The sequence below is a fragment of the Hyalangium minutum genome, assembly GCF_000737315.1.
Classification (GTDB): Bacteria; Myxococcota; Myxococcia; order Myxococcales; family Myxococcaceae; genus Hyalangium; species Hyalangium minutum.
In genome coordinates this window covers 111,613-132,345 of sequence record NZ_JMCB01000034.1, presented here as the reverse complement: position 1 = coordinate 132,345, position 20,733 = coordinate 111,613, and the positions used below count along the sequence as shown (strand labels likewise).

Below are 20,733 nucleotides of genomic sequence, written 5' to 3'. Positions count from 1 at the left end.
GCACCGCCACGGCCTCCAGCCTCCCTCGCTACTCCCGAGCTTCGAGACCGCTCCGGCTGCTCTGGCTGCTTGAGCCGGTGAACTCTTACAAGGCGTCCACTGCTTCGCGAGAGGAGACGCGAAACGCAATATGGATCGGCGGTGTGACCGCTTCGCCTTGGCTGATCCAGAAATCGGACCCGTCCGCATGGCAGAAGCCTGCACCTTCCTTTTGACCCTCACGCGTGGCAGGCAGCTCGACCACGCGCGAATGGCCGGTGGGTGCGAGCGCTTGCGAATAGAAGGCCTTGCTTTTCGCGGAGTCGCTCACGACGACACTCAAGTGATCGATCATTGGAACTCCCTTTGGTTTGCGTGACGGCCCAGAGCGCTCCATCTGCGCCACCGCGAAATATAGGCGCATAGGAGGAACAGAGGCTCTTCTGCGGGGTGCGGTGAGGGCGTCCGAGAGCTGGAAGTCTTACGGGAACTGCGCTCGACCAAGACGGAGCGCTCTCGCCAGAAGCTCCGAGCGGCGGCTTCGATTCCCGCCGCCTCCATGCAGAACAACCCGCCGCTCCGAGCCGAGTCCACTGTGCCTACCGGGCCTTCACCTCCGTGGCGTGCTTCAGGTCCTCCAGGAAGAACGCCTCCATGCCCCGCGCGGCCTCCTGATCCTCGAGCACCAGCGAACCCTCCTCGAGAAGGTTGAAGGACAGCGCGTCGTAGTTGATGGAGCCCACCAGCACCAGCCGGTCATCCACCAGCATCGTCTTGGCGTGCATCATGGACGGTTGGTACTCCCAGATGCGCACGCCCGCGGCCAGCAGCGTGTCGTAGGTGGCCCGCTGCGCCAGGGTGATGGACGTGTGGTCGTTCTTGTCCCCAGGCGCCAGCACCCGGACGTCCACCCCCGCGCGGGCCTGCTCCACCAGCAGCGCGGTGAGGGGCTCGTTGGGCGTGAAGTAGGCCTGCGCGATCCACAGCCGCTTGTGCGCCGCGCGCGCCATCAGCTGCGTGAGGCGCTCGGCGCGGGTGAGCTCGGGGTTGGCGGTGCTGGCGACGAAGCCGCCCCAGCCGTCCCGCGCATCGTCCAGGCTGGGCTCGGAGGTGCCCAGCGCGGGGAAGTCACTGGCGGGCAACAGCTCGCCGGTGCGCTCCTGCCAATTCTCCGCGAAGGCCTGCTGGAGCTGCGCCACCACGGGACCTTCCACCCGCACATTGGTATCGCGCCACTCCTTCTCGTTGCGCGCATCTCCCAGCCACTCGTCCTGGATGGCCAGGCCCCCGGTGATGGCCACCCGGCCGTCCACGACGATGATCTTGCGGTGGTTGCGCGCCAGGTTCTCGTCCGCGGGCAGCGGGCGGAAGAGGTGCGCGTGGCACCCGGCAGCCTCCAGCCTCGGCTTGATGTCTTTCTCGAAGGGCCCGCTCCCCAGGGGATCCACCAGCACCCGGCAGGACACACCCGCCCGGGCGCGCTCGGTGAGCACGGAGAGGATCCGCTCGGAGGCCTGTCCCTTGCGCCAGATGAACAGGACGATGTTGATGGAGGAGCGTGCGCGGGACAGCTCTTCCTCCATCACGTCGAAGACCGCGCCGTTGTTGGCCCAGCGCAGGTGGTTGCCCGGCACCATGCGCGTGCTCACCGTCTGGTAGAGCGCCGTGGCGAACTCCGGGCCCCGCGAGCTCACCCCCGAGCGCAGATAGAAGGGCTGCGACTGCTCCTTGTTGCGGCTACACGAGACGCACCCCACCCACACGATGGCCGCTGCCAGGGCCACCGCCCACCTTCGCCCTCGTCCCATTCGCCCCCCCAGCTCTTCTTGAGAAAGAGATGGGCACGGGACCTCAGCGCGTCATCCTCCGGTCCCCCTTATTGTCTCGATTCCTGAAAAAGTGTGAGCAGGGCTCCTACAGACGCGCCCGCGGCACGGAGCGCTGGTGGAGGACGAGCACGATGAGCGCCACGAGCGCCGGCAGGGCCTGCACCACCAGGATGGAGCGCTGCGCCGTCACGCCTCCATAGACTCCGGCGACGAGCACACAGCCCAGGAAGAAGGCGCGCACGCGCAGGGCCCAGTGCACTTCGCCGATGAGCAGGCTCCAGCCCAGCCCGGCCGCGAGGAAGCCATTGTACAGGCCCTGGTTTGCCGCCAGCACCGCCGAGCTCGCGGCGACCTCCGGCGTGAGGTGGAACGTCGCCAGCCCGAAGGGCGTCTGCCAGAGAAACATCTCCAGGACCATGAACCAGAGATGAAGCAGGGCGATCAGGCCCGTGAGCACGATGAGGAGGACTCTCATCGCGCCATCCTAACCGAGCCCTCCAAGTCTTCCAGGAAATCAATAAATTCCAGGGTTTCATTGACAGCGCAGGGTGATTTCTCCCACGCTCAGGCGCATCCCCCACTCCATGGAGGCGTATGCGTCACCCCTCATTTCGTGTTCTGGCCCTGTCGCTGGCCCTTGGCTCGGCCGGTGCGGCCGAGGCCAAGAGCACCACGACGGACAACCTGACGGTGTTCTCGGGCACCAAGGCCCTCTCCCCAGAGCAGGCGCTCCGAGACAATGCCGAGCGCTACGGGCTGCCTCGCAGCCTGGACAACCTGGTGCTCGTCGAGGTGCAAGAGTCCCTGCTGGGCAAGCACTACCGCTATCAGCAGATGTTGCTGGACCTGCCCGTGGACAACGCACAGATCATTGTCTCGATTGGCAAGAATGGCCAGCTGCTGCAGATCTTCAACGAGACCCGGCACGTCAGCGCGGAGATGGATGACGACGCGGTCAACCAGCTGTACCTGAAGGCGCAGATCTCCAGCGAAGCCGCGCTGGACCAGGCGTGGACGAACATGCGGGTCCAGCAGCCCTTGGTGGACCTGCCCAAGGACGAGCGGGTGTGGATCCCCGTCAAGGACGGTTTCCAGCTGGTGTACAAGGTGACGATCGCCGCGCAGATGCCCACCGGCGGTTTCGTGCAATACATCAACGCCCAGGACGGCCGCCTGGTCGGCTCCTACAGCACGTCCCTGCCTCGCAACGGCAAGTTCGAGGACCGGACCCTCGCCTCCCGCTTCTTTGTCCTGGGCCCGCCCCTGGATCGCAAGGCCGCGACGGCCGCCATCGAGCAGAAGTTGGGCGGCGCCAAGCCCACGTTTTCCGCGGGCCTGGCCTCTGGCATCAACGGCACCGGCTATGTGTTTGATCCCGACCCCCGCACCACGCTGAACACCGACGCCCTGACGGACACCTCGGCCGCCACGGCGTTCGACGCGGCTTACCTCACCAAGCCGCTGCGGGACATCACGCTGGCGGGCGGTGTGTATTCGCTCTCCGGGCCGTACATCAACATCAAGGACATCGAAGCGCCGAACACCGCGCCCTCGACGACCACCAACGGCATCTGGACGGCCAAGCGCGGCAACGACGCGTTCGACGACACCAACGTCTATTTCCATATCGATCAGAGCCAGCGGTACATCCAGTCCCTGGGCTTCACCAACATCATCAACCGCCCGCTGAATGTGGACACCAACGGCGTCAGCGGTGACGACAACTCGCACTACAGCCGGGGCACCAGTGACTACCTGGCCTTTGGCCATGGCTGCGTCAACGACAGCGAAGACGCCGACGTGATCCTCCACGAGTACGGCCATGGCATTCAGTTCAACATCAACTCGAGCTGGACCGGCGGCGACACGGGCGCCATGGGCGAAGGCTTCGGAGACTACTGGGCGGGTTCGTACTCCTACAGCACGCCGAATGGCGCCACGTACCACCCCGAGTGGGTGTTCACCTGGGATGGCCACAGCTCGTGCTGGAACGGCCGCATGCTCAACCGGACGGACGCCCGGTACAACAGCAGCAAGACCTATAGCGCGCACCAGTCGGTGACCGAGGGAGGCGTCACCTTCCAGTCCGACGAGCTGTGGTCGGCGCCCCTGTTCGAGGCGCTGAAGAGCTTGAAGGCGGCGGGCAAGCCGCGGGAGGACGTGGACAAGATCATCCTCCAGGCGCACTTCGGGTTGGGCTCTGGGGTGAAGATGCCGGCGATGGCGACGGCCATCGTCAACGCGGCGCACAACCTGTTCCCGGCGGATCCCACTTACGAGAATACCTTCAACGCGAAGTTCCAGGCGCAAGGCATTCTTGGCACTGTCGTCTCGGGCCCGTCCATCAACGAGACCGAGGCCAACAACACCACGGCAACGGCGAACGTGATCTCCGCGGCCAACACCACCGTCAACGCGACGATCTCAGCCAGCAGCGATGTGGACTATTTCCAGGTGAGCCTGCCGGCAGGCAAGACGCTGACGGCGACGATGACGCCGAACGCGACCTCGGACTACGACCTGTACCTGTATAACAGCTCGGGAACCCAGCTGAGCTCGAGCCTCAAGGGGACGGGCCTTGCCGACGTGGTGACCCGGGCCAACACCGGCACGACGGCGACCGTCTTGTATGTGAAGGTGATTTATTACAGCGGCGGCACGGGCGCGACCAACGGCAAGTACACGTTGCTCGCGGGCTGGTAAGCCGCGGGTCGTCGTCGCTTGAGGTGGAAAGAGGCCCACCTGCTCCAGGTGGGCCTCGCTGCGCTCCGGCCAGGTGGGTGGACTGGTAGAGGCTGTGCCCCAGATCCAGGAGTCTCCGGAGGCTGTGACGCGGAAGGACGTGGGCTGAGGGCCCGATGCCCGCGCGCTGAAAACCGTTTCCGGTCCTCGCGGGCGCCCACTATCCTGCGCCCCCCGAGCAGCCCGGCCCCGGCTCTGTCCGACATCCCCCGGCCCGCCGCGCGCCGCTCGCCCAGGAGACGATCATGTCGCGCGAGTACCCCCAGGAGCAGTTGCTGGCGTTCGTCCAGGCCATGGCCAACGTGGCGGCGAGCGATGGCCGCATCACCGAGGACGAGCGTCAGCAGCTGGATGAAATCGTGCTGGGCATGGGCCTGTCGCCCCGCGACGAGCAGGTCGCCGCGCTCATCGAGCAGGAGTTCAAGAAGCCCAGCCGCTTCGCCGACATCATCAGCAAGATCGAAATCCGCGAGCTGCGCGTCTCTCTGCTGCGCATGCTCGTCGAGGTGGCGTGCGCGGACGGCGAGATCGCGAAAGAGGAGCGCGCCTCGGTGAAGGAGGCTGCCAGCACCTTCGGTCTCGACGTGTCGGTCGCCGACGCGCTCATCGACTGGACGCTCGACTCGATCAAGCTCGAGCAGCGCGAGCGCGAGATCATGTCGAAGCTGCTCTAGCCCTCCCAGGTGCTTTGACGGGCCGCTCCGATAGCCCTGTCGCCTGGCTACACGCTCATTTCCTCGCGAGCTTCCCGAGCCAGGCTCGCGCCTTCTGGTGCAGCTCGTCGTCCGGTGAGGTCTTCGCCGTGACTTGCTGGAACTCCGAGCGGGCCTTGGCGGGCTCGGAGTCCTTGAGCGCATCGCCTTGGAGGAAGTGGTCCTTGGCTTGGGCCTTCAGTTGGTCCGCGCGCTGTGCCACGAGTGAGCCGAGCTGGCTGGGCGTGGAGGTCCCTGTGATCTGCTTGTCCAACTGGCTCAGGCGCAGGAGTTGCCGGGCATTCAGCGACTCCAGCCGCAGGTAGAGCTTGTTGAACTCCTCCAGCTCTTGGAGGCCCGGCTTGCACCGGGGTTCATGGCCCTTGCATGCCCGAGCGATAGCCATGGCACCCGGTAGATCCTTGTCCATGAATCGGCGGGTGGCTTTGGTCCAGGCCGGCACAGAGGGGGGAGGTGGGGGAGGCTGCGATAACCCCCAGCAGGCTTCACGAGGCTTCCATTTGACTTGGAGGAGCCGGGCCTGCTCGTCGTCAGGAAAGACGCTGAGCACTTCCTGCAGGAGGGCCATGGCTTCCTCGCGCTTGCCTGCGCTGCCCAGGTGATCCGCCTCGGCCATTCCCTTGTCCGCGGCGGCCCGAAGCTGGCGCTTCAGCGCGTTCACCTGCTCGAACAGCGTCGTGTCCGGGCTGATCGCGTCCAGCTCGGCCTTGGCCGCTGCGAGCTTCTGGTCCATCAGCTTGGCTTGGGCCGCTCTCAGGTGTGCGTGGTTGGGGATCTCCTTCTCCACCTGTGTCAGGGAGTCCTGAAGGCCCGGCTGGCTGGGGGAGGCAACGCGTTGCCTCTCTTTCTCCCGGACAGGGGCCACGGGATCAGAGGGGCCGCGGTGGCGGTGGTACAGGCTCAGCGCCTCACCGCCCGCGTACACCAACACGAAGCCCCCTACGAGCGTCCCGACGAGGAGCTTGGGCCAGCTCCCCCCTCGCTTCGGGGACGAGGTGAGGAACTCCACTGGACGGCGAGGCCGGGGGTTTTCCATGGGCAGGCTCTGCTCGATTCTCGCAGCAAAGCGCGCCGGGTAGCCAGTCGATGAGTGGAGGGTTCTCCTGGCTGCGCCGCTCGCTCCGTGCGAAGAGAGCGCGGCGCATCTTGAATGGGGGACTCCCGTGTATCGCATCCTGATGGTTGCCTGGCTGGGCATGCTCGTCGCCTGCTCGAAGCAGGAGGAATTCACCGGTTCGCTCGAGTTCGTCTCTCCGGTGGAGAACAGCACCCTGGGCGAGCGGCTCACCGTTCAGCTCCAGACGGCGCCTGCGGCGGCCTTTATCGACCTGTCTCTGGACGGCGAGATCGTCGCCCGCCTGTCCTCGCCGTACACCCATGAGCTCGATCTGCGGCAACTGGCCGACGGTGCCCACGAGCTCACCGCCGTCGCATTCTTCAACGTGAACGGCGAGCGCCCTCAGCTGGAGCGCCGTGTGAGCTTTACCCGCGACGCCACGGCCCCGAAGATCGTGGCGCGGTGGCCCCAGGCCGGTGAGCCCTTCACGCGGGCGTGTGGCATTGCCGCCGAGTTCTCGGAGATCATTGTTCCGGACTCCCTCTCCGTCACCGTTCGGGATGGGGCAGGCGCCTCCGTTCCCGCAAGCCTTGTGCTGCTCGGCGGCCGCAAGTTGCTCATCTTCCCTGCCGTGCCTGCCGCGCTGCCTACCTCCTGGAACATCTCGATAATGGCCACCGACGAGTTCGGCAACGTCCTGAGCGAAGGTCCCTGGGGGCTCGAAGTTCCTCGGCTCGTGGAGGGGCTGCGCCCCGACTCACCGGGCTCGAGCGAGATGACGATTGCGCGCAGCGGCTCGGAGATCGTCATGGCCTACCAGGAGGCTGTTCCCGGACAAGAGACTCCCGCGATTGCCTTTGGATCTCTCTGCAAGAGCGGCCCAGCCGCCCGCGTCGAGTCGAACACCGGCGCGGTGGCGCTGGCGACCGCGCCCGATGGCATCGCGTACGCCGCCCATCACGGCATCCACGTGCACCGGTTGGTGAACGACGTCTGGGGTGACCCCATCGCCACCATGCCGTTCTCCACGTGGACGTGGAATGTCGGGCTCGCGATAGGTCCGGGCGGCATGATGGCGCTTGGCTGGCAGCCGGCGCAGGAGTACCGCTGCCAGCATGCCGGCCGTGTGGTCAACGGAACGCTCGAGGAACTCACCGGGATGCCCTGCGGGCCCGAGAGCGGGCTCACCACGGAGCCGCAGGTGGTTGTGGACGGAGCGGGGCGGCCGGTCTTCGCGTGGCTCGAGCGGACCGCTGCCGGTACGGCCTCCGTGCGTGTCGTCGCCTGGAGCCCTGAGGGCTGGGTGCAGCTGGGGGAGTCCTTCCCGGGAATTGGCTATGAGCGACCCATGCTCAGCGTGGACGCGCAGGGGCGGCCCGTCGTGGCCTACAGCTCGCCTGCGAACGACGGAATTCTCGTGAAGGTGTGGACGGGGACGGACTGGAGCGATCTGCCCAGGCTCGCGGCGGAGAACTGGGCCTTCCCGAAGAAGCTCGCCGTGAGTGGCTCCACGCTCTTCCTGGCCTGGGAGCAACCCCGGGCCGGAGGGGACTTCGAGCTTCGGGTCTCTGCGCTCGGTTCAGGAGACACGGCCTGGAGGACCGAGGCGGGGCCGTTCGACATCATTGGCCCCAGTCACTGGGGCTCGGTCGGCCTCGTGACCGACCAGGCGGGATGGTCCGTTCTCGCATGGACCAATCCGGCGAGCGATGGCAGGTACCGCATCCACACGGCCTGGAACAACGTCTCCACCCGGTAAAGGGGCTGTCGCTCCATTCAAGTGGGAGGGAGACGGCGAAGCATCCGCCGTCTCCTGGCACAGGGTGTCAGACGTGGGGGAACTCAGTTCGCCGTCGCGGTGAGATCCACGGTGTGCCAGTTCAGCCCGTCGTACCAGAGCTCGTTGACGTGGTTGTCGGCGCTCAGGAAGTAGGTCCGAGACAGGTTGCCGTTCACTGCGAAGCCGGTGAGCGCGCTGTCGGGCGCGGCGTTGGGCGCCGAGGCCCACTGCGTCAGGTTCGCGGAGTGCCAGTTCTGGCTGTCGTACCAGAGCTCGTAGGTCTTGTTGTCCGCTCCGGTGAAGTAGACGCGTGACAGGGTGCCATTCACCGTGAAGCCGGTGAGCGCGCTGCCCGGTGCGGCGTTGGGTGCCGAGGCCCGTTGCATCAGGTCGCCGGAGTGCCAGCTCTGCCCGTCGAACCACAGCTCATACACGTGATTGTTTGCGCCCAGGAAGTACACGCGAGACTGGGTGCCGTTCACCACGAAGCCTGTCAGCTTGCTCCCGGGCGCGGCCGGAGGTGCCGAGCCGAGCGCGGCCACCTGGGCCTGTCCCTCCTCCGGGAGGCGCTCCTGCAGGGGCGCCTCCGCGCCACAACCGACTCCGAGTGAAACCATTGCGAGGGACAACAGAACTTTCCGCAGCGTGCTCATGACTCCTCCGTGAGAAGCTGGAAGCCGGGTGTCCATCACCCGTTCAGCTCGCGGCCATGATGGGAAAAACGCGGCGGCTCATCATTGCCGGGGCGTGCCAGAGAATTGTCCCGGAGTGCCACGGAGCGCGAGGGCAGGTACGCTTCCCCGCCATGCCTCAGCGCTTCACCGTCACAGCCCTCGTGCCACTCTTCCTGGTCCAGGTGGCCGCTAAGATTGGCGTCGACGTCAGTGACCTCCTGGCCCGATACGGGGTGGACGCGGAGCAGCTCCGCGCGCCCGACAGCCGGGTCCCGCACGAGTTCCTGGCCGCGCTCTGGGAGGAGCTGCCGCGCCGCTCGGGAGACGAAGCCTTCGGGCTCCGTCTCGCCCAGCGGCTGCCTCACGGGACCTATGACGTGCTCGACCACATGATGAGCCACGCGCCCTGCCTGGGGGACTGCTATCGCGGTTTCATGCGCTACCAGCGCCTGATTCATGACGCGGGCTCGTTCAGCATGGAGGAGCAGGGCTCGGTCGTGCGGCTCATGCACATCTGGCGCGGACCGGGGGTGCTTTCCCGGCACATCAACGAGTTCATCCTCGCGAGCCTGCTCCTCCGCGGGCGCGCGTATCTGCGGGAGGAGTGGGTGCCGCTCGAGGTCTACTTCCAGCACGCGCGGCCAGACGACATCCGCGAGCACCAGCGGATGTTCCGAGCCCCCCTGCACTTTGGCCACCCCATCACCGAGCTTCGCTTCGAGCGGCACCTGCTGGATCGGCGCCTGCCGGTGGCGGACCCCACGCTGGGCCCTGTGCTCGACCGGTTTGCCCGGCTGCTCCTCGAGCAGCTTCCCGTCCAGGAGCAGTTCCTCGATCAGGTGCGCCGCGCCATCCTGCAGAACCTGAGCACCGGCATCCCGGAGGCAGAGCCCCTGGCTCGCCAGCTCGGCCTGAGCAAGCGGAGCTTCTTCCGCCGGCTCCAGGAGCAGGGGACGAGCTACCAGCGGCTCGTCGACGATGTCCGCCGCAAGCTGACCCTGCACCACCTTCAGGAGGGCAAGCTCTCGCTGTCGGAGATTGCCTTCCTGCTCGGCTTCTCCGAGGTGAGCACCTTCCACCGGGCCTTCCGGCGCTGGACGGGACAGCGCCCCGCGGAGTACCGGCGCGCCTTGGCAGGCAGCCTCGACGCTCGCTGAAGGGATGGCACACGCACCCGATTGTGAGGCAGGGCTTAACAGCCCATTGGCTTCCAGGCGCCTAGTCCTCCGTGGGACCAGGGCTTATCTCTCCAGGCACAGGAGAAGAAGCCATGCAAAAGCGCAGACTGGGGAGCAGCAATCTGGAGGTCTCGGCCATCGGGCTCGGCTGTATGGGCATGAGCCATGGCTACGGTCAGCCCGCGGACAAACAGGAGATGATCTCCCTGATTCGGACGGCCGTCGCTCGGGGCGTCACCTTCTTCGACACCGCTGAGGTCTACGGTCCGTTCACGAACGAAGAGCTCGTGGGCGAAGCCCTGGCTCCGGTCCGTGGGCAGGTGGTGATCGCCACCAAGTTCGGGTTCAAGATCGATTCCAGCGGCAAGCAAGCGGGGCTGGACAGCCGGCCCGAGCACATCAAGCAGGTGGCGGAGGCCTCCCTCAAGCGGCTCAAGACGGAGGTCATCGACTTGTTCTACCAGCACCGGGTGGATCCGGACGTGCCGATCGAGGACGTCGCGGGAGCGGTGAAGGAGCTGATCCAGCAAGGCAAGGTCAGGCACTTCGGCCTCTCGGAGGCTGGCGCCAAGACGATCCGCCGGGCCCATGCGGTCCAGCCCGTCACCGCCTTGCAGAGCGAGTACTCGCTGTGGACGCGAGTCCCTGAAGCGGAAGTGCTGCCGACCCTCGAGGAACTCGGCATCGGTTTCGTTCCGTTCAGCCCTCTGGGCAAGGGCTTCCTGACGGGCGCGATGAACGAGAAGACCCAGTTCGACAAGAACGACTTCCGCAACATCCTCCCGCGCTTCACACCGGAGGCGCTCAAGGCGAATCAGTCCTTCGTGGAACTGCTGGGCACCATCGCGCAACGGAAGAAGGCAACCCCGGCCCAGATTGCCCTGGCATGGCTTTTGGCGCAGAAGCCGTGGATTGTTCCCATCCCAGGGACGACGAAGCTCAAGCGCTTCGAGGAGAACATCGGGGCCGCCAACGTGGAGCTGACGCCGGGCGATCTCCGGGAGCTCGAGAGCGGCGCCTCGAAGCTCACGGTGCAAGGCGCTCGCTATCCCGAACACCTGGAGAGAATGACCGGCCGCTGAGCGGGGAGCGTACCGGTTCGGGCAGCCGAGGACGTAGGATGACTCGAGAGGTTCGCGATCCGCATGGACGTCTTTGAGATCATCATTGCGTTGTTGCTCGCCGGAGCAGGACTCACCGCGCTGTCCAAGCGCATCGGGACTCCCTACCCGGCGATGGTGGCGCTCGCTGGGGCGGGCCTGGCGCTCGTTCCCGGCACTCCCACGCTCGTCCTGGATCCGGAGCTTGCACTCACGCTCTTCGTCGCGCCGGTGCTGCTGGATGCCGCGTTCGATGCGTCCCTGCGAGACCTCCGGGCGAACTGGCGGACCGTCACCGGCCTTGCCATCGGCGCCGTGGCCCTCACCATCGTCGTCGTCGCGGGGGTGGCCCGTCTGCTCGTGCCCGGCATGCCTTGGGCCGTCGCGGTCGCGCTCGGCGCGATCGTCGCGCCCCCTGATGCGGCGGCCGCCACCGCTGTGCTCAAGCAGCTCCGTCCGCCGCACCGGCTCCTCGTCATCCTCGAGGGAGAGAGCCTCTTCAACGATGCGAGCGCACTGCTGATCTACCGGCTCGCCGTCGGTGCGGCGCTGGCGGGCGCGCTGTCTCCGGCGGGGGTGATTCCTCAGCTCCTGGTTGTCACCGTGGGGAGCGGGGTGCTTGGGTGGGTGCTGTCACGGGTGATCATCGAGTTGATCGCGCGGATCGAGGATGTCGCCATCGCGGTCGTCTGCCAGTTCTGTGGGACGTTCGCGGTCTGGCTGCTCGCGGAGCGGCTTCATCTCTCCGGCATCCTCACCGTGGTCGTGTTCGCGATGGTGAGCGCCCGCCGCGCCGCGGATCTCACCCCGGCGCGCGTCCGGATCCCCGCGTACGCGGTCTGGGAGTTCGCCGTGTTCGTGTTGAACGTGCTCGCCTTCATCCTCGTGGGGTTCCAGCTCAAGGGGATCCTCGGCCGGATCGACTCGAGCACGCTCACCGAGTACGCCGGCATCGCGGCTGCGGTGTGCATCGCGACGATCCTCGCGCGGTTCGCATGGGTGTCGGGCGCCGCAGCCGTGAGCCGCTGGTGGTGCCGTCTAGCGGCGGACGGCACGGTGGCGCGCCGTGACACGGTGGGCCTGTCCAGGCGCGCTGCAGTGGTCGTCGCGTGGTGCGGCATGCGAGGGACCGTGACGCTCGCTGCCGCGTTGGCGCTTCCGACCGGCGGGTCCGACGGGCACGCTTTCCCCTATCGCGATCTGATCCTGTTCACCGCCTTCTCCGTCGTGCTCGGGACACTCGTCGTCCAGGGCATGACGTTGCGTCCCCTCATCAACGCGCTCGAGCTCAAGGACGATGGCTCGGTGGAGCGGGAGGTGCTGCTCGCGCGGGTCGAGACGTTGCGCGCCGCGCTCGCGGTCACGGCCGAGCTGCCTGGCGAGGAGATGGCAGGGCTGCTGCGCCGCCGGTACGAGGTCATGCTCCGGCGGGCCGAAGCGGAGCTGGCAGGCGGCGGCCATGCGTCTCCTGGGGCGGCAGCAGGTGACGGCCACGCGTTCAATGCTGACGCCACCATCGCGCGCAGGGCCACGACGGCCGAGCGGCAGCGGCTGCTCGCGCTGCGAGCGGATGGCACCATTGGTGACGCGGCTTTCCAGCGAGTCGAGCAGGAACTCGATCTGGAGGAGTTGGACTTGCAGCAGCTCGCCCCCATCGGGGAGGCAGGAGCCAGCAGATGAACAGAGCGAAGCGTCCCTACGTGATTTGCCACATGGTTCCCTCTGTCGATGGGCGGATCGTCGTCACGCGCTGGAAGCTCCCGGCCAGCGTCACGGGCGAGTACGAGCGGACAGCCGCGACCTTCGGCGCCGATGCGTGGATGATCGGCCGGATCTCGATGGAGCCCTACGCTGGGAAGGCCCGGATTCCGGCGCGCAAGGATTCGCGCCCGATTCCGAGAACGGACTTCATCGCGAGGCGTGATGCGGAGTCCTACGCCATTGCACTGGACCCGTCCGGCAAGCTCACCTGGAAGTCGAGCTCCATCGACGACGAGCACGTGATTGCAGTGCTCACCGAGCAGGTCTCGGACGATTACCTGGCCTTCCTTCAATCCAAGGGCGTCTCCTACCTGTTTGGCGGCAAGACGGACCTGAACCTGAAGAGGGTGCTCGGGAAGCTCACGAAGGAGTTCGGCATCCGGAAGCTGCTCCTCGAGGGGGGCGGGAAGATCAACGGCTCCTTCCTGGCTGCGGACCTCATTGACGAGCTGAGCGTGCTGGTGGCGCCCATCGCGGATGGGGCCGTGGGGGCTCCGTCGCTCTTCGATGCGAAGGAGGGGAAGGGACCCGCTCGCCACCTGAAGCTGGTCTCCTTCGAGAAGCGCACAGGCGACCTGGTCTGGCTGCGCTACACGCTGAAGCGCTGACGCACCAGCTCCTTGGCTGTGTCCACGAAGAGGCGCAGGGCCGGGGAGCGCTGCGCACGGCTGGGGAAATAGAGGAAGAAGCCGGGGACGGTGGGCGCGTAGGCTTCGAGCACCTGTTGCAGCCGCCCGGTGCGCAGCTGCTCGGCTACCATGGGCTCGAAGGCGTACGTCAGCCCCAGGCCTTGCTCCGCCAGGGTGACCCTCAGTTGGTTGTCGTTGGTGACCACGCCTCCGCGGACCGGCACACGCCATGTCCTGCGGCCCCGCTCGAACTCCCAGGCGTAGAGCGCCCCGCTGCTCGGCAAGCGGAAGCAGAGGCACTCGTGGCGTAGCAGCTCCTCGGGACGCTGGGGCGTCCCATGGCGCGCCAGGTAGGCGGGGGAACCCACCACCACGAAGCGGAAGGCGTCGGTGAGCCGCACCTGCACCATGTCGCGCTCGATGGACTCGCTCAGCCGCACGCCCGCGTCGTAGCCCTCCGCTACGATGTCCACGAAACGATCCTCGATGGCGACCTCGACTTCCACCCGGGGGTGACGTTCGCGGAAGGTGGGAAGCACTGGGGTAATGACGAAGGGCACCGCCACCCGCGGCACCGTGAGCCGCACCCGGCCCACCGTCTCTCCCGGTTGAGCGGAGACCTCGGTGAGGGTGGCGAGCGCCTGCCCCAACGCCGGGCCCGCGCCCTCCAGCAACCGCCTGCCTGCATCCGTCAGGGACACGCTGCGCGTCGTCCGGATGAGCAGCGTCACGCGCAGCAGCTCTTCGAGCTGCCGAACCGCCTGGCTCACTGCGGGGGTGGAAACGCCAAGCTCGCGCGCCGCGCCGCTGAAGCTGCGCAGGCAAGCCACGGCGAGGAACACTTGGAGTTGCGAGAGGGGAGCCGTATTCATTGAGAGAAACCCTGGCACGAACACGGCGATGTTCCAGAGGCGCTGACGCCTCACTGTTAAGCACCGCTTAAGGGGTTGTTGGCTTGAGTGCGCGTAGTCATTCGAGGGGTTCGGACGTAGTTCGACGTCGAAGTCATCCCGGCTGGCAAGATCAACGAGGCCTACGAGCGCGTGCTCGCCTCCGATGTCCGGTACCGGTTCGTGATCGACACCTCGACCCTCTGATGCGCGGCCGGGAATTTTCCATGGGCAGCTTCTGCCGGATTGTGGCAGCAAGGCGCACGGGCTGCGGAGAGCCCTGTACCCAGGAGTCCTGAGCGTGGAGTCCGACAACCCAAGAGATGGTGACTTCGAGCTGGTGACGCTGCGCAATGGCGCCCGCGCCGTGCGCCACCTGGGGCACGGCGAGGTGATGCACCCCAGCATTGGTCCCTGGCAGGAGGCCCTGCGCCTCTACGTAGACCAGCCCCGCCTCGCCGAGCGCCTGCGCCAGCCTGGGCCTCCGCTGGTCATTCTCGACGTGGGCCTGGGGGCCGCCACCAACGCTGTGGCCGCGCTCACCCGCGCCCGCGAGCTGGGCCCCGAGCGCCAGCGGCCCCTCGAGGTCATCAGCCTCGAGGTGGATCTCGCGCCGCTCCGGTTGGCTCTGGCGGACCCCGCCGGCTTTCCCTTCCTCCAGCCCTTCCGAGAGGCCGCCGAGGCGCTCATGCGCGACGGGCTCTGGGAAGAGGAGGGGATCCGCTGGCGGCTCCACCTGGGCAACGCCGTCTCGGTGCTGGAGGGAGCGCTGCCCCTCGCTGATTGGATCTTCTTCGATCCGTTCTCGCCTGCGTCCAACCCGGAGATGTGGACCGAGGCCGTGCTGTCCCGCGTGCGCGCTCGCAGCCGCGAGGACGGGGAGGGCGCGCTGCTGATGACGTACAGCGCCGCCACGCCGACCCGCGTCACCCTGCTGCTGGCGGGCTTCTACGTGGGGGCGGGCGTGTCCACCGGCACCAAGGGGGAGACGACGATCGCCTCAACCCGCCTGGAGGCACTCGAAAAGCCGCTGGGAGCGCGGTGGCTGGAGCGGTGGCGCCGCTCCTCCTCTCGCGCCCCCCATGGCGCGCCGCTCACTCCCGAGATGGAGGAGCGGCTCCTGGCCCATCCGCAGTGGCGTGCGGTGGGGGGATGACCGGGGGCGTCAGGCGGTGACGCGGACGCTCACGCCCGGGGACGCGGCGCGACGGCGTTGCCCCCGGCCTGGGCGTTCTCACTCAGGCCGGCCACGGCGGGCACTTCGGACCAGCGGATGTGGAACGTGCATGCCGTGCCGTCGAAGCCCTCGGGCACTGCCACCACGCGCCAGCCGCCAGCCAGCTCCACGGCCCGCGCCAGCACCCCCGCCATGAAGGTGGGCTGATCCGCCATCACATCGTTCACCTGCAGCTCCAGCGACGTGGGGCCGCGCTCCACCACCTGCACCTCGCTGAAGTTGTTGCCACCCCGGAAGCCCTGGCCGGCCCGCAGCAGCATGCGCCGGGGGCCCGCAAGCCGCGCCACGCCCAGCAGCGCCTTGCCCAGGAAGGTGCCAAACCAGGCATCCATGAACCGCCCACCCAGCGAGTAGTACGCGGCCTCCGCAGGCACCCCACCGTAGATGTGGGCTGCGGCGGTCCGCAGGAAGTCCTTCCACTGCTCCAGCGTGTAGGTCCGCTCCAGCTTCCGGTCGAGATCCAGCCCCGCCCGCTTGAAGGCCTCCCGGCTGGCGGGCGTCAGGCGGTTCTCGAAGGCGCGGACGAACAACGCCTCAACTGTCTGTGCGTGAACCAGCTTCTCTGAAGTCATAGCGGCACACCCTACTGGACCGAGCGGAGAAACGCTCGGCCGACGGTGAATGAATGTTCAGTGACGTTACGCTCTGGGTGTTACACGGGAACTTTCATCATACTGCAGGTGAAAGCGTCTCCTTGTTTTCCGCGAAAAGCCGTAAAGCCCGAAGTGGCGATGATTCTAGCGGCCGGGAAAAATTCCGCTACGTGTACTTGCAACTACATAAGGCTGCAGGAGGATCCATACGTGGGAGGGGAGCGGATGGCTCCTGAGAGGCGGACGTCGTGGGTAGGGCAGCCGGGGGGCTGGGGGCGCGCCAGGCGGTGCGCCCTCTTGGGACGGTCGGTGTGAGCCTTACGGAGAGGGCACGAAGCGGACGTCCACCCAGTAGTTGGTGTTCTTGTAGGAGGCCGTGGGGAAGCCGCCGCCGGTGGCGTAGACGTAGATGCCATTGCCGCCCACGCTGGCGCTGCTGGGGGCGGTGAGGTTGCCGCTGACGATGGCGTTCAGCAGGCCGTCGACGTCCCGCGCGAACTGCCCGTTCGAGGAGTAGTAGGAGACCACGTACAGGGTGTTGGCGGAGATGGCGACGGGCGAGGGGAGTGCCACCTCCTGCCAGCCGGGGATGGCGCCATCGGTGACGGGGACCTGGGCGAGCAGGGTGCCGGCGCTGGTCCACAGGCGGGCCACGTAGCCGCTGGCGTTCCGGGTGCCTCGGTAGAAGCGGAGGGCCGTGATGGTGCCGGGGACGTTGCTGCGGAAGCGGACGCCCACCTCGACGGCCTTGGTGTCGGCCTGGACGGCGGTGCCGGGGACGCGATCGCCCAGCAGGGTCTGGCTCCAGGGCAGGATGAGGGTGGCGACGACGGGGAGGTGATCCGACTGCGAGGACGCGCTGACGACGCGGGCCGTCACGGGCGAGGTCCATGCGGAGCCGAGCATCAGGTAGTCGATGCGGCGGGTGGGGAAGCTGGCGGAACTGGTGTAGCCGCTGCCCGAGCCGCCGCGGGCCCACGCGTCGGTGAGGAGCTGGAGCAGGCTGGTGATGCCGGACTCGGAGGGCGAGGCGTTGAAGTCGCCGCCGAGCAGCGCCCAGGGCTTGCCGGTGAGGGCGGCCTTGACGTCGGCGGCCTGATTGAGGCGCTCGGTGGCGTCGACGGTGCCGAAGTGGGTGACGCCCACGGGGAGGATGTGCTGGGCGTCCAGCTCCACCTCATAGAGGGCGAGGATGCGCTGCTCGGCGGCGGAGCGCAGGGGGATGCGCGTCGAGGAGCGGATGGGGTAGCGGGACAGGAGCGTGAGCCCGTACTGGCCTCCGTCATAGCTGAGGAGCGAGGGCACGAACGACGCGTACATGCCGGTGAGCTGCCCGAGCCGCGCGGCCTGATCCACCTTGCCCGAGCGGTGGGTGAGGCTGTCCACCTCCTGGAGCGCGACGAGGTCCGGACCCTGGCCCTTGATGACGTTGGCGATGGCGTCGAGGCTGCTCACCTCTCCGTGCTTGATGTTGTAGGTCATGAGCCGAAGACCGCCACCGGGGGTGAGGGCCTGGGTGCTCTCGGCGGGAGTGGGGGCCTGTTCCGGCTCGGAGTCCGGGGGCGCACAGCGGGTGAGAGAGGCGGCGAGGGCCAGGGTGAGGAAGAGGGAGGCGCGGCTCATGGAAACTCCGGAAATTGAGATTCGGAGGATTATCTCGGAATAAGAGCCATCGTTTCCGGTGGGGATGGGGCCCGGTATAAGGCGCCGCATGCCAACCCTCCTGCTGAGCGCGAACGATCTCCGCAACCTGTACACCGTGGACCTGGGGCTGAACGCCGTGGAGCGAGCCTTCAAGGCGCACGGGCTGGGCGAGGCGCTGATGCCTCCGAAGGTGTACCTCTCGCTGCCGAAGTACGACGGGGACTTCCGGGCGATGCCGGCGTTCCTGGATGGGGCGGCGGGAGTGAAGTGGGTGAACGCGCATCCTCGCAACCCGGAGAAGCACCAGCTGCCGACGGTGCGCGCGGTGTACGTGCTGAGTGATCCGGAGACGGCGTCGCCGCTGGCGATCATGGACGGCACGCTGCTGACGGCGTGGCGGACGGGTGCAGCGGGGGGCGTGGCATCGAAGTACCTGGCGCGGGCGAAGCCTCGGACGCTGGGGCTGGTGGGGTGCGGGGTGCAGGCGCGGGTGCTGATCGACGCGCACCGGGCGCTGTTCGAGGGGCTCGAGCTGCTGCTGGCGGACGCGTCGGAGGCGGCGGCGCAGGCGCTGCAGAAGGAGAAAGGCGGGCGGGTGGTGAGCCTGCAGGAGGCGTCGGGAGCGGACATCGTGTGCACGTCGACGCCGGTGCGCTCGCCGGTGGTGAAGCGAGAGTGGGTGAAGGCGGGGGCGCACATCAACGCGATGGGAGCGGACGCGCCGGGCAAGCAGGAACTGGAGGCGAGCATCCTGCAAGCGGGGCGGATCTTCATCGACGACGAGGAGCAGGCGCTGCACTCGGGTGAGGTGAACGTGCCGCTGCACGACGGTCAGCTGAAGAAGGAGCAGATCGCAGGCACGCTGGGTGAGGTGGTGGCGGGGAAGAGGAAAGGGCGCCAGGGGGACGAGATCACGATCTTCGACTCGACGGGGCTGGCGGTGCAGGACGTGGCGCTGGCGCGAGCGCTCTACGAGGTGGCGCGCGCCAAGGGCGTGGGCCAGATGTTCGATCTCGTGGGCAGCGGGTAGCCTACGTTTCGAGCGCCAGCCGCGAGTACCACTCCGCGTAGGGCGTGTTCTTCGCCATCCGGCGGTTGAAGTCCGGGGCCCCATCGGTCCACCACACAGGGCCCCGTTCTCCCAGCGCCACCTTGGCCCGGTGCACGCGGGTGCGGGCGTTCCGCTCGGCTTCTCGTGAGCCCGCTCGCAATGCACGCTGGACGTCCGCACGTGCCCGCATGAGGGCCTCCACCAGTGTTGCCCTCTGCCGAGGCCCCAGCGCCGGGTTGCTGCAGCGCCAGAGACGGCCTCTCACCACGAAGTAGCGCCCATCCGGTGTCCGCGGATAGCGCTGCGCGTTTTCAGCAGAGGGCATCGTCTTGCGCGCACGCGGAGACATGCGCCGACTCTACCGAGAGTATGCTCGGTCGCATGCTCTCTCTTCCCGTTCTGTCCGTTCCTCGGGCTGCCCTGACCCTGCTGCTCGCGATGCTCTCCGTCTCCCCGGCCTGGGCCGGTGACGAGGCTCCTGCCGCACCCACGAAGACGCAGGTCAACGATGCCAGCGCTCGCGAGAAGCTCCTCGGCGAGCACCTCCTGACGCTGCAGTGGATCACCTTCGAGAACGCAAAGGCCGGCGAGGTCCAGGTCACCGAGGAGAACGGCCTGCTGAAGCTCAAGGGCTCGCAGAAGGACGCCAAGGGCAACTACGTCACGGTGGAGGGCGTCATTGAGGCCGTGGACGCGAAGTCGTTCGTCTTGGTAGGCAAGGTGGAGACGCAGGTGGACCACATCGCCGGAGGCAAGACCTGCCCGCGCGAGGGCCGTTTCACCTTCCGCATCACCGGCAAGCGTCGCTACTGGCGCATGAAGGAGATGGAAAACCCCTGCGAGGATGTCGCGGACTACGTGGACATCTTCCTGCGCTGAGCCTCCCAGCCCGAGGGGCGCTACAGCCCGCGCGCTGCGGCGAGCCGGGTGCCCACCTCGTGGAGGTACGCGGAGCGCTCCACTCCCCGCGCCCACTCCGAGGGGATCGCTCCCAACCCCAGCCGCGCCCCGCTGATCGAGCCAGCAATGGTCGCAAGGCTGTCTGAATCACCATCGGTATTCACCGCTTCCAGCACAGCCGCCCGGTAGTCGTCCGGGTGGCGCCAGAAGCAGTAGAGGGCGCTGGCCACGGCCTCCTCCGCCACCCAGCCCTCGCCCAGCACGGCCTTCGTGAGCACCTCTTCGGGAGGGCGGTTCAGCACCTCCGGCACCCGCGAGAAGCACGCGTCGAAATCCGGGCTCCGTCCCCCGCAGCGGCGCATGACCTCCTCATACATCCGAGCGGGGGGCTCGCCCCGCAGCGCCAGCGCCACCAGCAGCGCGGCCGCGGCGGAGGACTCCAGCGCCGAGGGATGCCCATGCGTCGGCAGAGAGGAGTCCCGAGCCACGGACTCCACCTCGTCCAGATCTTCATAGAAGAGGCCCAGGGGCGCCACGCGCATCGCGCTGCCACAGCCCTTGCTGTTCGCAACGCCCGCCTCCCGCCAGGGCACACCCTGCTCCAGGTTCTCGCAGCCTCGGCCACAGGTAGCGCCCGGCGCCCGGTTGTTGTCGGGCGAGCGGTGCCACTCCACGAAGCGGCGCCCCATTTCCTGCATCAGCGCGTCTCGCCCCGCGCGGCCGTGGGACAGGAGCGCCTCAGCCACCGCCAGCGTCATCTGCGTGTCGTCCGTGAAGGTGCCCGGCGGGTGATCCGGCCCCGTCATGAAAGGCCGCGAGAAGCGCGGGTCCTTCAGGCGGAGGAACCCGGTGATGCCCTGGGGGCCCACCTCACGAAGGAGCTGGGCCCGCGACCGGAACTCGGCGGGGTAGCCAAGCGCGTCCCCGACAGCGAGCCCCACGATGCAGCCAAGGAACTGAGAGCGGTCCATGACCG

At 67.5% G+C, this 20,733-nt stretch carries 20 protein-coding genes and 1 pseudogene; 11 read left to right on the top strand and 10 right to left on the bottom strand.

Features of this window, described 5'->3' with window-relative positions; translation table 11 throughout:
- Window positions 1-85: 85 nt before the first annotated feature.
- The 3 genes from DB31_RS43860 to DB31_RS43850 form a co-directional block, all read right to left on the bottom strand.
- Window positions 86-334 carry a VOC family protein gene (locus tag DB31_RS43860; protein WP_044199933.1) on the bottom strand — a complete coding sequence of 83 codons (249 nt, stop codon included), beginning with the start codon at window positions 332-334 and terminating at the stop codon, window positions 86-88.
- 244 nt (window positions 335-578) lie between these two features.
- Entirely contained in the window at window positions 579-1,787 is a 1,209-nt protein-coding gene (locus DB31_RS43855; protein ID WP_052420719.1) for a phospholipase D-like domain-containing protein, read from the bottom strand.
- 106 nt (window positions 1,788-1,893) lie between these two features.
- Window positions 1,894-2,283 (bottom strand): DUF1304 domain-containing protein, encoded by a 390-nt coding sequence (locus tag DB31_RS43850; RefSeq protein ID WP_044199886.1) that lies wholly within the window; start codon window positions 2,281-2,283, stop codon window positions 1,894-1,896.
- A gap of 119 nt (window positions 2,284-2,402) precedes the next feature.
- Between DB31_RS43850 and DB31_RS43845 the strand changes: the two genes are divergently transcribed.
- On the top strand, window positions 2,403-4,511 hold the full coding sequence (locus DB31_RS43845; RefSeq protein ID WP_044199884.1) for a pre-peptidase C-terminal domain-containing protein: 2,109 nt from the start codon (window positions 2,403-2,405) through the stop codon (window positions 4,509-4,511).
- 284 nt (window positions 4,512-4,795) lie between these two features.
- Window positions 4,796-5,224 (top strand): DUF533 domain-containing protein, encoded by a 429-nt coding sequence (locus DB31_RS43840; protein ID WP_044199882.1) that lies wholly within the window; start codon window positions 4,796-4,798, stop codon window positions 5,222-5,224.
- A gap of 55 nt (window positions 5,225-5,279) precedes the next feature.
- Here the strand turns inward: DB31_RS43840 and DB31_RS43835 are convergent, their stop codons facing one another.
- Window positions 5,280-6,299, bottom strand: a complete 1,020-nt coding sequence (locus DB31_RS43835) for a hypothetical protein (protein WP_157232506.1) — start codon at window positions 6,297-6,299, stop codon at window positions 5,280-5,282.
- 127 nt (window positions 6,300-6,426) lie between these two features.
- Here DB31_RS43835 and DB31_RS43830 point away from each other — a divergent pair, with 127 nt between their 5' ends.
- Window positions 6,427-8,079 (top strand): Ig-like domain-containing domain, encoded by a 1,653-nt coding sequence (locus DB31_RS43830; RefSeq protein ID WP_044199880.1) that lies wholly within the window; start codon window positions 6,427-6,429, stop codon window positions 8,077-8,079.
- An 83-nt stretch (window positions 8,080-8,162) separates the two neighbouring features.
- Here DB31_RS43830 and DB31_RS43825 read toward each other — a convergent pair whose 3' ends face one another.
- On the bottom strand, window positions 8,163-8,753 hold the full coding sequence (locus DB31_RS43825) for a hypothetical protein (RefSeq protein ID WP_044199878.1): 591 nt from the start codon (window positions 8,751-8,753) through the stop codon (window positions 8,163-8,165).
- Between the two features lie 152 nt (window positions 8,754-8,905).
- On the opposite strand from DB31_RS43825, the gene DB31_RS43820 reads away from it, so the two are divergent.
- The 4 genes from DB31_RS43820 (at window position 8,906) to DB31_RS43805 (ending at window position 13,421) form a co-directional block, all read left to right on the top strand.
- Window positions 8,906-9,931 carry an AraC family transcriptional regulator gene (locus DB31_RS43820; RefSeq protein ID WP_044199877.1) on the top strand — a complete coding sequence of 342 codons (1,026 nt, stop codon included), beginning with the start codon at window positions 8,906-8,908 and terminating at the stop codon, window positions 9,929-9,931.
- Between the two features lie 113 nt (window positions 9,932-10,044).
- Window positions 10,045-11,034, top strand: coding sequence for an aldo/keto reductase (locus DB31_RS43815; protein ID WP_044199875.1), 990 nt, complete (start codon window positions 10,045-10,047; stop codon window positions 11,032-11,034).
- Between the two features lie 63 nt (window positions 11,035-11,097).
- Window positions 11,098-12,732 (top strand): Na+/H+ antiporter, encoded by a 1,635-nt coding sequence (locus DB31_RS43810; RefSeq protein ID WP_044199873.1) that lies wholly within the window; start codon window positions 11,098-11,100, stop codon window positions 12,730-12,732.
- The gene (locus DB31_RS43805; RefSeq protein ID WP_044199870.1) at window positions 12,729-13,421 is read left to right on the top strand and encodes a RibD family protein; all 693 of its coding nucleotides are present in this window, start codon (window positions 12,729-12,731) and stop codon (window positions 13,419-13,421) included. The genes DB31_RS43810 and DB31_RS43805 overlap by 4 nt, the downstream gene beginning before the upstream one ends.
- On the opposite strand, the gene DB31_RS43800 is transcribed toward DB31_RS43805, so the two are convergent.
- Window positions 13,403-14,314: a LysR family transcriptional regulator gene (locus DB31_RS43800; RefSeq protein ID WP_044199868.1), complete on the bottom strand. Its 912-nt coding sequence runs from the start codon at window positions 14,312-14,314 to the stop codon at window positions 13,403-13,405. The genes DB31_RS43805 and DB31_RS43800 overlap by 19 nt on opposite strands.
- Before the next feature lie 123 nt (window positions 14,315-14,437).
- Here DB31_RS43800 and DB31_RS50140 point away from each other — a divergent pair.
- Window positions 14,438-14,539: pseudogene (locus DB31_RS50140) on the top strand (NAD(P)-dependent alcohol dehydrogenase); the annotation flags it as partial.
- A gap of 94 nt (window positions 14,540-14,633) precedes the next feature.
- Window positions 14,634-15,488 (top strand): MnmC family methyltransferase, encoded by an 855-nt coding sequence (locus DB31_RS43795; RefSeq protein ID WP_044199867.1) that lies wholly within the window; start codon window positions 14,634-14,636, stop codon window positions 15,486-15,488.
- Window positions 15,489-15,517: 29 nt separating this feature from the next.
- On the opposite strand, the gene DB31_RS43790 is transcribed toward DB31_RS43795, so the two are convergent.
- Together DB31_RS43790 and DB31_RS43785 are read right to left on the bottom strand one after the other, a co-directional pair.
- On the bottom strand, window positions 15,518-16,141 hold the full coding sequence (locus tag DB31_RS43790) for a TIGR02265 family protein (RefSeq protein ID WP_044199865.1): 624 nt from the start codon (window positions 16,139-16,141) through the stop codon (window positions 15,518-15,520).
- Window positions 16,142-16,480: 339 nt separating this feature from the next.
- A complete protein-coding gene (locus tag DB31_RS43785; RefSeq protein ID WP_083969249.1) occupies window positions 16,481-17,785 on the bottom strand; it encodes a DUF4082 domain-containing protein in 1,305 nt (434 codons plus the stop codon).
- 88 nt (window positions 17,786-17,873) lie between these two features.
- Here DB31_RS43785 and DB31_RS43780 point away from each other — a divergent pair, with 88 nt between their 5' ends.
- On the top strand, window positions 17,874-18,836 hold the full coding sequence (locus DB31_RS43780; protein ID WP_044199863.1) for an ornithine cyclodeaminase family protein: 963 nt from the start codon (window positions 17,874-17,876) through the stop codon (window positions 18,834-18,836).
- A 1-nt stretch (window position 18,837) separates the two neighbouring features.
- Here the strand turns inward: DB31_RS43780 and DB31_RS43775 are convergent, their stop codons facing one another.
- A complete protein-coding gene (locus DB31_RS43775) occupies window positions 18,838-19,206 on the bottom strand; it encodes a hypothetical protein (RefSeq protein ID WP_240487298.1) in 369 nt (122 codons plus the stop codon).
- 32 nt (window positions 19,207-19,238) lie between these two features.
- Here DB31_RS43775 and DB31_RS43770 point away from each other — a divergent pair, with 32 nt between their 5' ends.
- Window positions 19,239-19,736, top strand: a complete 498-nt coding sequence (locus DB31_RS43770; protein WP_075306516.1) for a hypothetical protein — start codon at window positions 19,239-19,241, stop codon at window positions 19,734-19,736.
- A 20-nt stretch (window positions 19,737-19,756) separates the two neighbouring features.
- Here DB31_RS43770 and DB31_RS43765 read toward each other — a convergent pair whose 3' ends face one another.
- On the bottom strand, window positions 19,757-20,728 hold the full coding sequence (locus DB31_RS43765; RefSeq protein ID WP_044199861.1) for an ADP-ribosylglycohydrolase family protein: 972 nt from the start codon (window positions 20,726-20,728) through the stop codon (window positions 19,757-19,759).
- Between the last annotated feature and the right edge of the window lie 5 nt (window positions 20,729-20,733).

Coding starts and splice junctions, on each gene's coding strand:
- DB31_RS43860 (WP_044199933.1), bottom strand. CDS start 334: ATGATCGATCACTTGAGTGTCGTCGTGAGCGACTCCGCGAAAAGCAAG.
- DB31_RS43855 (WP_052420719.1), bottom strand. CDS start 1,787: ATGGGACGAGGGCGAAGGTGGGCGGTGGCCCTGGCAGCGGCCATCGTG.
- DB31_RS43850 (WP_044199886.1), bottom strand. CDS start 2,283: ATGAGAGTCCTCCTCATCGTGCTCACGGGCCTGATCGCCCTGCTTCAT.
- DB31_RS43845 (WP_044199884.1), top strand. CDS start 2,403: ATGCGTCACCCCTCATTTCGTGTTCTGGCCCTGTCGCTGGCCCTTGGC.
- DB31_RS43840 (WP_044199882.1), top strand. CDS start 4,796: ATGTCGCGCGAGTACCCCCAGGAGCAGTTGCTGGCGTTCGTCCAGGCC.
- DB31_RS43835 (WP_157232506.1), bottom strand. CDS start 6,299: ATGGAAAACCCCCGGCCTCGCCGTCCAGTGGAGTTCCTCACCTCGTCC.
- DB31_RS43825 (WP_044199878.1), bottom strand. CDS start 8,753: ATGAGCACGCTGCGGAAAGTTCTGTTGTCCCTCGCAATGGTTTCACTC.
- DB31_RS43820 (WP_044199877.1), top strand. CDS start 8,906: ATGCCTCAGCGCTTCACCGTCACAGCCCTCGTGCCACTCTTCCTGGTC.
- DB31_RS43815 (WP_044199875.1), top strand. CDS start 10,045: ATGCAAAAGCGCAGACTGGGGAGCAGCAATCTGGAGGTCTCGGCCATC.
- DB31_RS43810 (WP_044199873.1), top strand. CDS start 11,098: ATGGACGTCTTTGAGATCATCATTGCGTTGTTGCTCGCCGGAGCAGGA.
- DB31_RS43805 (WP_044199870.1), top strand. CDS start 12,729: ATGAACAGAGCGAAGCGTCCCTACGTGATTTGCCACATGGTTCCCTCT.
- DB31_RS43800 (WP_044199868.1), bottom strand. CDS start 14,314: ATGAATACGGCTCCCCTCTCGCAACTCCAAGTGTTCCTCGCCGTGGCT.
- DB31_RS43790 (WP_044199865.1), bottom strand. CDS start 16,141: ATGACTTCAGAGAAGCTGGTTCACGCACAGACAGTTGAGGCGTTGTTC.
- DB31_RS43785 (WP_083969249.1), bottom strand. CDS start 17,785: ATGAGCCGCGCCTCCCTCTTCCTCACCCTGGCCCTCGCCGCCTCTCTC.
- DB31_RS43780 (WP_044199863.1), top strand. CDS start 17,874: ATGCCAACCCTCCTGCTGAGCGCGAACGATCTCCGCAACCTGTACACC.
- DB31_RS43775 (WP_240487298.1), bottom strand. CDS start 19,206: ATGTCTCCGCGTGCGCGCAAGACGATGCCCTCTGCTGAAAACGCGCAG.
- DB31_RS43770 (WP_075306516.1), top strand. CDS start 19,239: ATGCTCTCTCTTCCCGTTCTGTCCGTTCCTCGGGCTGCCCTGACCCTG.
- DB31_RS43765 (WP_044199861.1), bottom strand. CDS start 20,728: ATGGACCGCTCTCAGTTCCTTGGCTGCATCGTGGGGCTCGCTGTCGGG.